The organism is Verrucomicrobium sp. BvORR106 (assembly GCF_000739655.1).
GTDB lineage: Bacteria > Verrucomicrobiota > Verrucomicrobiia > Verrucomicrobiales > Verrucomicrobiaceae > Verrucomicrobium.
The window spans coordinates 22,120-33,547 of sequence record NZ_BATR01000090.1 but is presented as its reverse complement, the minus strand read 5'-3'; the positions used below and the strand labels follow the sequence as shown (position 1 = coordinate 33,547).

The 11,428-nt window shown below is 60.9% G+C and carries 10 protein-coding genes; 2 read left to right on the top strand and 8 right to left on the bottom strand.

The features are described from left to right. Positions 1 to 232: 232 nt before the first annotated feature. Genes nuoF through nuoD form a run of 3 tightly spaced genes read right to left on the bottom strand, consistent with a single transcriptional unit; the run spans position 233 to position 3,420 of the window. On the bottom strand, positions 233 to 1,624 hold the full coding sequence (gene nuoF, locus BV106_RS13870; protein WP_038165561.1) for an NADH-quinone oxidoreductase subunit NuoF: 1,392 nt from the start codon (positions 1,622 to 1,624) through the stop codon (positions 233 to 235). Then, the gene (locus BV106_RS13865; protein ID WP_038165559.1) at positions 1,624 to 2,124 is read right to left on the bottom strand and encodes an NAD(P)H-dependent oxidoreductase subunit E; all 501 of its coding nucleotides are present in this window, start codon (positions 2,122 to 2,124) and stop codon (positions 1,624 to 1,626) included. The genes nuoF and BV106_RS13865 overlap by 1 nt, the downstream gene beginning before the upstream one ends. A 36-nt stretch (positions 2,125 to 2,160) precedes the next feature. After that, on the bottom strand, positions 2,161 to 3,420 hold the full coding sequence (nuoD, locus tag BV106_RS13860) for an NADH dehydrogenase (quinone) subunit D (protein WP_038165557.1): 1,260 nt from the start codon (positions 3,418 to 3,420) through the stop codon (positions 2,161 to 2,163). Positions 3,421 to 3,736: 316 nt separating this feature from the next. Here nuoD and BV106_RS13855 point away from each other — a divergent pair, with 316 nt between their 5' ends. After that, positions 3,737 to 4,951: a serine hydrolase domain-containing protein gene (locus BV106_RS13855; RefSeq protein ID WP_038165555.1), complete on the top strand. Its 1,215-nt coding sequence runs from the start codon at positions 3,737 to 3,739 to the stop codon at positions 4,949 to 4,951. Between the two features lie 343 nt (positions 4,952 to 5,294). Here the strand turns inward: BV106_RS13855 and BV106_RS13850 are convergent, their stop codons facing one another. The 5 genes from BV106_RS13850 to BV106_RS13830 form a co-directional block, all read right to left on the bottom strand. Beyond that, complete coding sequence (locus BV106_RS13850; RefSeq protein WP_038165553.1) at positions 5,295 to 6,512, bottom strand: right-handed parallel beta-helix repeat-containing protein; 1,218 nt, start codon at positions 6,510 to 6,512, stop codon at positions 5,295 to 5,297. A 90-nt stretch (positions 6,513 to 6,602) separates the two neighbouring features. Continuing rightward, positions 6,603 to 6,986, bottom strand: a complete 384-nt coding sequence (locus tag BV106_RS13845; RefSeq protein ID WP_038165551.1) for a hypothetical protein — start codon at positions 6,984 to 6,986, stop codon at positions 6,603 to 6,605. Positions 6,987 to 7,031: 45 nt separating this feature from the next. Next, the gene (locus BV106_RS13840; RefSeq protein ID WP_038165549.1) at positions 7,032 to 7,391 is read right to left on the bottom strand and encodes a YciI family protein; all 360 of its coding nucleotides are present in this window, start codon (positions 7,389 to 7,391) and stop codon (positions 7,032 to 7,034) included. A 499-nt stretch (positions 7,392 to 7,890) separates the two neighbouring features. After that, positions 7,891 to 8,406: a DUF1801 domain-containing protein gene (locus BV106_RS13835; RefSeq protein WP_038165547.1), complete on the bottom strand. Its 516-nt coding sequence runs from the start codon at positions 8,404 to 8,406 to the stop codon at positions 7,891 to 7,893. A gap of 184 nt (positions 8,407 to 8,590) precedes the next feature. Beyond that, positions 8,591 to 9,298, bottom strand: a complete 708-nt coding sequence (locus BV106_RS13830; RefSeq protein WP_038165544.1) for a DUF1080 domain-containing protein — start codon at positions 9,296 to 9,298, stop codon at positions 8,591 to 8,593. Between the two features lie 182 nt (positions 9,299 to 9,480). Here BV106_RS13830 and BV106_RS13825 point away from each other — a divergent pair, with 182 nt between their 5' ends. After that, positions 9,481 to 11,316 (top strand): NPCBM/NEW2 domain-containing protein, encoded by a 1,836-nt coding sequence (locus BV106_RS13825; RefSeq protein ID WP_038165542.1) that lies wholly within the window; start codon positions 9,481 to 9,483, stop codon positions 11,314 to 11,316. Positions 11,317 to 11,428 lie beyond the last annotated feature (112 nt).

Here is an 11,428-nt window from a genome sequence, read left to right as displayed (position 1 = left end):
TCAACCCGGGGCTATTCATGGTGAACCCTCCGGGTTCGAGGGATCTCCCCCGAGTTTGTTTGCCGAGATGCGAAGTGGAAAGCGCTGGGGCACATCCCCTGCTCGCGACTGAACCGGCGGGACGCCGGTGGCACGCACAGGCTGGAAGCCCGTGTCACTTTCCTCGATCCAAAAAAAGGGGAAGCATCGCTGCTTCCCCCTCTTAAAACTTGGAACCGAAAACTTGCTCCCCCTACTTCAAACTGGCCGCTGCCAGGATGGACTCGGGGTTCTTGATGGTGTCTTCCAGCTCGGGCTTGGTGTCGCCGATCATTTCCTCGCGGAACTTCTTCACGAAGCTCTGGGTGGGCCAGGAGCAGGCTTCACCGAAGGCGCAGATGGTCTTGCCTTCGATGTTGTTCGCCACGCGCTCCAGCTCGGCCACGTCGGACGGGCTGGCTTCGCCGGCCACGATGCGGTCGCTGATCTTCTTCATCCACAGGGAACCTTCACGGCAGGGCGTGCACTGGCCGCAGGATTCGTGGGCGTAGAAGTTGTTCAGGTTGTTGATGACCCAGGTCATGGAGCGGCTGTCGTCCATGATGATGACACCGCCGGACCCGGCCATGGAGCCGCAGGCGGCCATGGTGTCGAAGTCCATCGGGATGTCCATGATGCCCAGCTCGCGACCGTCGCGCAGCTTGAAGACTTCATCGGCGCGCAGCACCTTGGCGGAGGATCCGCCGGGGATGATCGCCTTGAGCTTGCGGCCGGGCTTCAAGCCGCCGCAGAGGTCGTTGATGACCTCGCCCATGGTGACTTTGCCCACCTGGACTTCAAAGTAACCAGGCCTCTGCACATCGCCGCTCACGCAGAGGATGCGGGTGCCGGTGTTGTTGGGCGTGCCCAGCTTGGCGTACTCCTCACCGCCCATTTCCAGGATGTGCTTCACGTGGCAGAGAGACTCCACGTTGTTCACGATGGTGGGGCACATGTAGAGGCCGAGGGCGGCCGGGAAATACGGAGGCTTGATGCGCGGATAGGGGCGCTTGCCTTCCAGGGACTCGATCAGGCCGGTTTCCTCACCGCAGATGTAGGCACCGGCACCGCGGTGGACGAAGATGTCCAGATCATAACCGCTGCCGAGGATGTTCTTGCCCAGGAAGTTGTTGGCACGGGCCTCAGCCAGAGCCTTCTCCAGGATGATGGCGGCTTCAGGAAACTCCTCCCGCACGTAGATGTAGGCCAGGGTGGCCTTCACGGCGAAGCAGGCGATGACCATGCCCTCGATGAGCTGGTGCGGATCCTGGTGAAGGATGTAGCGGTCCTTGAAGGTGCCGGGCTCGGACTCGTCTGCGTTGCAGATGAGGTACACGGGCTTCGTGTTCGTGGGCGGGATGAAACCCCACTTCACGCCGGTGGGGAAACCCGCACCGCCGCGGCCACGCAGACCGGATTTCTTGACCTCGTCAATGATGGCCTGGCGCTCCATGCCCAGGGCCTTCTTGAGCATCTCGTAACCGCCGTTCGCCACGAAGCACTCGATGGAGGGATTGAACCCTTCACGATCGATGTTGCGGAAAATCAGGCGATGCTCCCGCGGGTGGGGCTGCTTGCCGGCTTTGTAGGTAATGGCGGCGCTCATCACTGATATTGCTTCAAAAGTTCTGCCGCGGCCTCAGGCTTCACGGATTCATGGAAATCATCTTCCACCATGCACACGGGGCCGAAGCCACAGCTCGCGAGACACTCGGCGAACTCGATGCTGTACTTCCCATCGGCGCTGACGGCGATGGGGTGGTGGTGGTCCACATGGGAGCGGTCGATATCCGCCGCCTTGCAAAGGGACTCCATCAGCTCATAGCTGCCAGCCATGGCGCAGGAGAGCGTGCGGCAGACGCGGATGTGGAACTTGCCCGGGGCGCTCTGGCGGAAGCCGGGGTAGAAGGTAACCACCTCAAGCACCTGAATGGGCTGCAGGCCGAGTTTGGCCGCCACCCAGTTCACCGCATCATCCGTGATGTAGCGGTACTCATGTTGCATGAGGTGAAGCAGAGGCAGCACGGCACTGCGTTTTGAGACGGGGTAATGCGTGATTACCTCGTCGATCTTGGCTTCCAACGCTGCGGGCACTTCTAACGCCATAAGGGAAAGGGAACGTACGATCCGGAAAATAGGGGCTTAGCGGTCACACTCGCCCATCACGAAGTCAAAGCTGCCAAGGATGGCGGGCACGTCACTGAGCATGTGCCCGGGCAGAATCTTGGGCAGGATGCTCAGGTTCACAAAGGAGGGGCTGCGGATCTTCAGGCGATACGGGACGCCGCCGCCCTTGCTGCAAATGTAGAAACCGAGTTCGCCCTTGGGGTTCTCCGCACCGAAGTAAACCTCCCCGGCAGGGGCATCGAGACCCTGGGTGGCGACGATGAAGTGGTGGATGAGTTCCTCCATCTTCATGAGCACGCCTTCCTTCTTGGGCAGGCGGTTCTTGGGGTCGCCCACGTTAATGGGTCCGCCAGGCAGATCGGCCAGCACCTGGTTCAGGATGCGGATGCTCTGGCGCATCTCTTCCATGCGGCAGAGGTAGCGGTCGTAGCTGTCGCCGGTGGTGCCGACGGGGATGTCGAACTCGTACTTCTCATAGCCGAGGTACGGGTGCGCCTTCCGGATGTCGAAATCGATGCCGGTGCAGCGCAGGTTCGGGCCGGAGATGCCGAAGGAAAGGGCGTCCTCCTTGGTGATGATGCCGAGGCCCTGGGTACGATCGAGGAAGATGCGGTTGCGGGAGAGCAACGCGTCCATCTCATCGATGACCGGGGGCAGTTCCTTGAGGAAAGTCTTGAGGCCGGAGATGAATGCCTCGTTCATGTCCCGCGTCTGGCCACCCACGCGGGTGTAGCTGGTGGTGAACCGGGCGCCCGTGAGCTGCTCGCTCAGGTTGTAGATCTTCTCACGCTCCGTGAAGGTGTAGAGGAAGACGGACATGGCGCCCACGTCCATGGCGAACACACCCACCCCGAGGAGGTGGGACGAGAGGCGGGCCATCTCACAGCAGATCACGCGGATGGCTTCGCCACGCTCGGGCAACTTCCAGCCCATGAGCTTCTCCACCGCCATGACGTACGCCACGTTGTTGGCGAGAGGGGCCAGGTAGTCCAGGCGGTCCGTGTACGGGACGAACTGGTTGTAGTGCATGTTCTCAGCGATCTTTTCATCGCCGCGATGCAAGTAACCAACGTCCGGATCCGCCTTCGTAATGATCTCACCATCAAGCTCCAACACCAGACGCAGCACCCCGTGGGTGGCTGGGTGGGAGGGGCCCATGTTGAGCACCAGTTTCTCGCCGATCATGTCCGACACGGCTTCTTCGTGACCCTGAGCATACTGCGCAGCCTTGGCTGCGTTGTCGGGCGCTTCGATTTCTTGGACCGTCGTGGGCATGCGAGATGGCGGGAAGTCTGGGACTACTCTACTAAAACGGACAGTGCGCGAACTGGCGACAGCGGCAAGCCTAATTTGTGAAAAATTTCACAAGCGAGGGGCGGTGGGGGTCGGGGGCGAAGAGAAAATCGGGGCAGGCAAACTTCAAAAGCCAAACTTCAAAATTCAAAACTGAGTCCCTGCATCGCCGACCTCCTCAGAGCGCGACTCCTGCCAGCAGACTGCCCCCCTCGATTCCCGGCCTTTGAGATTTGAATTTTGAACTTTGAAGTTTGGCTTTTGAAGTTTCCCCCTCCCGCCCCGTATCCTCCGCACGATGCGCCCGCACTTTCTCCTCCTCCCCCTTCTTGCTCTCTCGATCAGCTGGCTGCCCTGCCGGGCGGAGAAGCCGGTCACACCGATTCACGCCAGCCTGATGCCCTTTGTGGCGGACCAGACGATCTCCGGGGCGGTGGCGTTGGTGGTGAACAAGGATCAGGTGCTGACCCTGGAGGCCTTCGGCCAGGCGGATCTGGCGGCCAAGAAGCCGATGACGGAGGACGCGATGTTCTGGATCGCCTCCATGACCAAGCCGATGACGGCGATGGGGGTGATGATGCTGGTGGAGGAGGGCAAGGTGCAGGTGGACGCCCCGGTGTCGAAGTACCTGCCGGAGTTCAAAGGGCAGATGCTGGTGGAGGAGAGGACCGCTGACAAGGTGGTGCTGAAGAAGCCGGCCCGGCCCATCACGGTGAAGGATCTCTTCACCCACACGAGCGGTCTGGTGGGCAAGAGCCCGCTGGAAGATCAGGCGCTGGATGCGCTGTCGCTGCGGGAGGCGGTCTTCACCTACGCGATCAGCCCCCTGCAGTTCGAGCCGGGGTCCAAGTGGCAGTATTGCAACCCGGGCATCAACACCCTGGGACGGATCATTGAGGTGGTGAGTGGCCAGCCGTATGCCGAGTTCATGCAGGAGCGATTCTTCACCCCGCTGGGCATGAAGGACACGACCTTCTGGCCCACGGATGCCCAAATGGCGCGGATCGCGAAGTCCTACCAGCCCAAGGCGGACAAGACTCCTGGTCTGGAAGAGACCACGGTGAAGTACCTCACCCCTCCCCTCTCTGACCGCAAGCGCATGGCCTTGGCGGCGGGCGGACTCTTCTCCACCGCGGGCGATCTCGCCCGGATCTACCGCATGATCCTGAACAGCGGGGAACTGGACGGGAAGCGGTATCTGAAGGCAGAGACGCTCAAGCAAATGACCACCAACCAGACCGGCGACATGAAGGTGAGCTTCTCCGACGGCATGCACATGGGCCTGGGCTTCCACATCGTGAATGAACCCCAGGGCGTGACCGCCGCCCTCAGCCCCGGCAGCTTCGGCCACGGCGGCGCTTACGGCACTCAGGCTTGGATCGATCCCACCCGCGGCCTGGGCATCGTGCTCCTGATCCAGCGCGCCAACCTGCCGAACTCTGACAAGTCAGACATGCGGGCGGCGCTGCAGAAAGCGGCGGTAGAGGTGTATGGGAGAGCGGCGGCGCAGTAGGCAGGTGGCAGACAGAAGACATGGGGGATAGGCGGGCATTCAGGGGCGGAGGATGGCGTCACGGGCACGATGCCTATTGACCCGCCTAAAGGCGGAACTCCAACCCTGGTGCGCCTCCAAAATCTCATATGGAAGCACTGCAACCCTGATGACGAGGCATCGCAGCCTGAGCAGCGGAAACGAACGTGTTGTTTCCAGGAAACATTCGCACCAGGGTTGGAGTTCCGCCTTTAGGCGATCCGGAATGTCCACGACGTACTGAGGCAAACTAAAGTTTGAACTACCAACAGAGCCCACCCCTCCCCATCCTGTTAATCCTTCCAAAATCTTGTTAATCCTGTCTCTAGTTTGCCCCCAAGTTATCTTTCTCCATCGACTCCGTCGCATCACCGAGATCGATCCACTTCGTGCCTGCGGGCAGCTTCCTCGCACAGTCGGTGAGTTTGTTCGTGCTGACGAGCACCCCTGAGGCGCCGCCGGTGGCATTCACGGCCTGAGTCTCCAGGCCGGAGAAGCTGTTGCCGGTGATGGTGAGGTCCTTGGCTCCTTCGATCACGATGCCGGAGCCGGTGTCATTCTGCATGGGATCCTTGTCATCCCGCTTCTTGACCTTGTCTCCGCCGGTGCCAACGTGGCTGTTGGCAAAAGTGTTGGCGCTGATGCTGTTTCTGCCGCTCTCCTTGCCCAACCGCACGGCGAAGCCATGGCAGAGCATGAAGGTGTTCGCGCTGATCGCGCAGCCGTTGGCATCCACGAGGTCGATGCCGCCGCCGAGGTGATGGGTGATGATGTTGGCGCTCACGGTGATGCCGAAGCAGTCGGAATCCAGAATGACGCCGGTGCCACGGCACTCCTCGATCATGTTGCCGCTGCACACGCTGTAAGCGGTGTTTTCGATGACGATCCCATGGCGCAGGTGGTCATCGATGTTATTGCCGTTGCAGGTGAGGTTGAAGCCGTCCTTGCAGCGGAGGCCGTCCTGATTTTCCTCGAACTGGCTGCCGTTCACAATGATGTCGTGGCAGCCGATCACCTCCAGGCCCGCTTTGGCATTGTAGGTGAAGCTGCAGTCATTCACCCGTGGGTTCTCCAGGCAGTAGTCCAGGGTCACGCCGTTACCGCCATGGTGATCGATGGACAGGGCGCGGAGGAGAATCTCCATGGTGCGCTCCGCGTAGATGCCGTCGCCGCTCTTGGGATTGCCGCTGAGGCGCAGGTTGTCGATCTGCACGCGCCACAGCTCCGGTTTCTTGTTCGTCTTTGCGTTCGGGTCTGCGGGAGGACGGATGGAGATGGCGGGCTGCCCCTGCTCATTCTTGTTGATGAGGCGAGTCGCCGGGCCATCGCCGGTGATGCGGATCTCACCGCCCTTGATGATGAGAGGCTCCATCAGCACATGCTCCCCTGCTGGAATGATCACGACGCCACCGGTCGGCGGGAGAGCATTGACCGCCGCCTGCAACGACGGATAGGCGGCGGCATCGATTCGTCTGACTGGTTCAGCAAAAAGCGGGGATGCCGCGAGGCAGGCAAGGCTGAGAATGAAGAAGCGTCGGATCATCTTTCGACTACGACGCTGCCGACCGCATTGTTTCCACGAGCGATGCAGTGAGTGACGTGAACGCACGTAAATGATTGAAGGGCCAACGGCTCACCGTCCCATCACAGCCAGGACACCCGCGGTGCCAAGCGTCAGGGCGAGGAGATACATCGCCACCTTGTGGACCATGATCCATGCGCGGCGTTTCTTTTTGCCAAAGAGCATGACGATGCCGCTGATGAACAGGGCGATCAGTGATGGCCCCGCGCAGGAGAGGGCGGTGATGCTCGGCGACATGGTGGCGCTGCCCAGCACAGATTCGATCGCGCTCATGCAGGCCCCAATGGCCATGGCGATCACGAAGAACAGAGCGATGTGAAAACCCAGCCAGCCGAGCGGATAGGGCTTGGGAGAGCGCGCGAGCCGGAAGCCCACAGCCACGGCAGCGCCAAAGATCAATGCGGTCACCAGAAAGGTGAGCAGAATGGAGGTCATCAGGTGAGGTCCCTTCGTTGTGAAATGATCCGTTGCAGAGCGGGGCTACTTCCCGCTGGTGGCGAAATAAGAACCCGCGAGGGCGCGCACCTCGATGCAGGCAAAGGCGGCCGAGGGATGACGGGCAGCCCACTCGAGGGCGTCCTCATGCTGGGGCACATCGATCACGACGAACCCGCCGAGGAACTCCTTGGTCTCGGCATAGGGGCCATCATGCACTTCGCGTTGACCGTTCCTCAGGGTGACCATGGTGGACTTCTCCGGAGCATCCAGCCCAGCGCCGGCGACAAAAACGCCCGCAGCCCGCAGCGCCTCGCCATAGGCCATGCCGGCGGCTCTCGCGCTGGCGACATCGTATTGGTCGCCAGCCTCTTTGTTCATGTGCACAAGCAGAGCGTATTTCATAGGGATCGAATCGACTGAAGGGGTGGGGTTGGATTGCAGGAAGGATCGGTGCCGAAGCGCAGGCCGCGCCATCGACACCCCGCATCGATGACGGGTCACCCAGACCCATTTCGACATTTCGGGAAAAAGAATCAAAAAAAGTTGGGGCGGGGAGGTGGGACACTCTCCGACGCTGGGTGCGCTATGATGCCTGAGTCTATCGGAACTTGGTGACATCATCGGCAAGGCGAAGCTCGCAGACGCTTCAGTTAGTGCCTGCCAAGGAACCTGGGGGGCGACTTGGAGGCGTTGATGGCGATGAGGAGAAAGCGGATGCTGTCGGCCTTCCCCCCTGATTTTCCTCTGCGGAGGCACCCAACGTTGACTCGCTTAAGGCTCGTCCAACGTTGGGCTGTGCTACAAATCCCTTTCAGGGATTAGCTTCGGAATGAGGCCGACAAGCGAAGACTCACCCTGCTCCCCATTTTGTTAATCTGTCAAAAATCTTGTTAATCCTGTCTCACAACTTCTCCCCGGGCAACAGACTGGCTTGCTTCACCCAGTCCGCGAACTGCACCTCATCGAAGGGCTTGTCCTCGTAGATGTCGAGATAGCGGGTGTCCTGGCTCTTCGAAGCACCAGGGGGCACGGGGTTCAAGGAAAGGCCCCGGAAGAAAGTGACTTTAACGTACTTGTTGAAGCAGTGGTAGGCGGTGAACCACCCCTGCCCTTCCAGACCGTAGAAAGGTGAGTTCCATTTCACGGCCTTGTACACCTTCGGCACCGTGCGCTGGATGATCGCGTCCAGGCGACGGCCAACGTCACGCTTCCAGCCGGGCATGGCGGCGATGTAGGCTTGCACGGGTACGTCGCCATCGCCCTTGGCGATCTGCGGATTGCCACCAGAGAGCAGGACCACTTCACCAGGTTTCGCCGGCTTGAGTGGCGCGGACTTGGTGGCAGCTTTGCTTGTCTTCTTTGCCGACGGGGTCTTCTTTGCGACCTTCGCCGATTTCTTGGAGGGTTTTTCGGCCATGGCGTGGGTTTAGCAGAACGCGGCCCGAGTTGCAATGGTGCTCCTGCGCAAGTGATGCAATGACGAGGTGGAGGAATCGAACCGCAACTACGCCTCAAACGCTCTTTCGCACCCTGAGCAATCTAAAGATTGAACTACGAACAGCTTCGGCTGCGCTCAAGTCTTGTGTCTTGTGTCTCTGTTCCTACATCGGCGTGATCACAATGTTCCGGTACGCCACGGGCCCGTGATCACCCTGGAACATGAGCGGGCCTTCTGCCGCCTCTTTGCCGGTCACACCTGCGGGGGTGGGCCCGGGCATCTCCAGATCCTTGTGCAGCACCTGGCCATTGAGCTCCACCTTGAGGAATTTGGCATTGGCGATCTTCTTGCCGGCGGCGTCGAACTTGGGGGCCTGCCACTCGATGACATACTTCTGCCACTGGCCGGGGGCCTTGCTGGCATTGACCGACGGGACGGCTGCGCCATAGATCGCGCCCATGTCGCTGGGCTCCATCTTGGCTTTGCCAAAGGAGTCATACACCTGCACCTCGTACTCGCCCATGACATAGATGCCGGAGTTGGACCCCTTGGGCACCATGACCTCCAGCTCGATGCGGCAGTTGCCAAACTTCTGCTTCGTGTAGAGATCCACGCTGTCTCCGTGCTTTGTAGCGAGGTTTACGAGCTCGAATGAACCCTCCTGACGAGGACTTGAAATCATCTCGAGCAAGAGTTGCGGATTCTCTTTGTCCAGGCCCGTCTCACAAGCGACCCACTTGTTGGTACCTTTCCCCGATTTTGCCTCCCAACCAGTAAGGTCTTCGCCATTGAAGGGTTTCACGGAATCCGCCGCTAGCAGCGGAGATACCAAGGCCAGCGCGAGGAGGAGGGAGAGAGGGCGGATTTTCATGGGAAATACGCGTAAGAAAACCAGAAGCGCCTCCAGTACGCACCAGAAAAACCCCTTCTTCACGCCGAATGCCTCCCCAATTCCCATCTTGTTAATCTGGCCAAAATCTTGTTAATCCTGTCTAGACAGCGTGTCGCGCCCTGAACCGCGTCACAGATCTGAAACTCAGGCCATTTGTTCTGATGTCCCTCTCCCTCCGCCCCTTCCTCGTCCTCTGCGGACTTGGTCTTTGCCTCTCGCTCGATGCGGGCGCAGCCACGCCGCAGGAGGAGATCGCCAGTCAGGTGCCCGCTGCCCGGAAGATCCTGGACACCTGGCAGGCGGATCAGCCACAGAAAGAGGAACGCTACCTGCATCTGGTGTACTGGACCCCGAAGGACCGGGAACCCGCCCCGAGATACCGGGAGCGGCTCACGAAGATCCTGGGGCACATCCAGGCGTTCTATGCCAGGGAGATGGAGCGCAACGGATTGGGACCTCGCACCATCAAGCTCCAACATGAGACGGACGGCTTGGTGAAGATCCATCTCGTGAAGGGAGACGCCCCCTACTCAGACTACTCGGTGCAGAGCGGCGGCAAGATCCGCAAGGAGTGCCTGCCCGTGCTGGAGAAGGCGGGCCTGGATGCGGAGAAGGAAACGATCGTGATCTTCTGCAACATGTCCAACTGGGACCCCATCAAGCAGACGATGTCCCAGAACAGCCCCTACTACGCAGGCGGCACCAACCGCAGCGGCACCGCCTGGCAGGTGGACTCCCCGCTGCTGGACCTGGACCTCCTGGATGACAAGGAGCCCTTCCTCCAGGATGGCCAGTACGGCAAGATCTCCTACGGCCGCTACAACACCATCTTCATCGGCGGAGTAGCACACGAGGTGGGTCACGCCCTGGGGCTGCCCCACAACAAGGCACGGGCCGACCAGTCCGCCCTCTGGGGCACGGCGCTCATGGGATCAGGAAATCACACGTACAGCGAGGAGCTGCGCGGGGAAGGCAAGGGTACTTTCCTCGCCCTCGGCGAGGCACTGCGGCTTGCCTCCCACCCCGTCTTCTGCGGATCGGTGAAGGGGTTCGATGTCAAACCCAATGCCGTGATCAGCGAGGCAAAGCTCACGCCCTCGGCGGATGGCAAGTCCTTCACCTTCAGCGGACGCGTCACGGCGGATCCGCCGGTGTATGCGGTGATCGGCTACATGGACCCCGCGGGCGGCAGCAATTATGACGCGACCACGCGCACTGCGGTGCCGGACAGGGAAGGTCGCTTCACGCTGGAGTGCAATGCCTTAAAAAGCGGACGCGCAGGCATGCTGGGGATCGTGGCCGCCCAGGCCAACGGGGCGATGAGCTCTTTTGCCTCGCCCGGGGCAGAGCGGACCTTTCCCTACTATGTGGAGGCTGATGGCCGGGTGGACCTGAGCGCCACGCACGCGGCCGAGGCCCTGGCTCCGCTGATGAAGGCGGTGAACGCCCGGCAAGAAGTGGGCGTGCGCCTGGCGCTAGACGAACTGGCGAACCAGCGCGTGGAGCCCCGCATCTTGGAAACCGCGCAGGTGCTGGCCAATACCCTGCAGGGCAAGGCTGGCCCCCACCCCTCCCAGGTGGACGGCAATGTCTGCCACCTCTCCGATGCCGCCACCCTGGAGGTAGAAGTGGGCTACGGTCGCCCCTTGATCAACCGCCTGCCTGCCCCAGACGACCTCTTGATCGCCGGCAGCCGCCTCTACCCCCGTGGTCTCTATGCCCATGCACCCGCCCGCCATGTCTGGGATCTGGGTGGCAAGTGGACCCGCGTCAAAGGTGTCGCCGGACTGGCCACGGGACACGATGGCTCCGTGAACTGCCTCATCATCGGCGATGGTCGCGCCCTCTGGCGCAGCCCCAAGCTCCAGGATGGGAGCGCCGTGGAGTTCGACGTGGAGGTGAAAGGTGTGCAGAAGCTGGAGTTCAAAGTGACCGACGGCGGCAATGGCAATGGTTCCGACTGGGGAGTGTGGCTGGATCCGGTGGTGGAACGGTAGACACCAGACTGCGGCGGAGACACAAGACGCAAGACTTGAGGTCGGGGGGCAAGGACCTGGAGGAGCTTATTGTGGAGGAAGCAAGGCAAAAAGCGCTTTCCTGCGTCAGGAT

What these genes read in the sequence shown, in the direction of transcription:
- BV106_RS13845 (WP_038165551.1), bottom strand. Translation starts at nt 6,986, where the DNA reads ATGACCTCCATTCTGCTCACCTTTCTGGTGACCGCATTGATCTTTGGC.
- nuoF (WP_038165561.1), bottom strand. Translation starts at nt 1,624, where the DNA reads ATGAGCGCCGCCATTACCTACAAAGCCGGCAAGCAGCCCCACCCGCGG.
- BV106_RS13850 (WP_038165553.1), bottom strand. Translation starts at nt 6,512, where the DNA reads ATGATCCGACGCTTCTTCATTCTCAGCCTTGCCTGCCTCGCGGCATCC.
- BV106_RS13835 (WP_038165547.1), bottom strand. Translation starts at nt 8,406, where the DNA reads ATGGCCGAAAAACCCTCCAAGAAATCGGCGAAGGTCGCAAAGAAGACC.
- BV106_RS13855 (WP_038165555.1), top strand. Translation starts at nt 3,737, where the DNA reads ATGCGCCCGCACTTTCTCCTCCTCCCCCTTCTTGCTCTCTCGATCAGC.
- BV106_RS13825 (WP_038165542.1), top strand. Translation starts at nt 9,481, where the DNA reads ATGTCCCTCTCCCTCCGCCCCTTCCTCGTCCTCTGCGGACTTGGTCTT.
- BV106_RS13865 (WP_038165559.1), bottom strand. Translation starts at nt 2,124, where the DNA reads ATGGCGTTAGAAGTGCCCGCAGCGTTGGAAGCCAAGATCGACGAGGTA.
- BV106_RS13840 (WP_038165549.1), bottom strand. Translation starts at nt 7,391, where the DNA reads ATGAAATACGCTCTGCTTGTGCACATGAACAAAGAGGCTGGCGACCAA.
- nuoD (WP_038165557.1), bottom strand. Translation starts at nt 3,420, where the DNA reads ATGCCCACGACGGTCCAAGAAATCGAAGCGCCCGACAACGCAGCCAAG.
- BV106_RS13830 (WP_038165544.1), bottom strand. Translation starts at nt 9,298, where the DNA reads ATGAAAATCCGCCCTCTCTCCCTCCTCCTCGCGCTGGCCTTGGTATCT.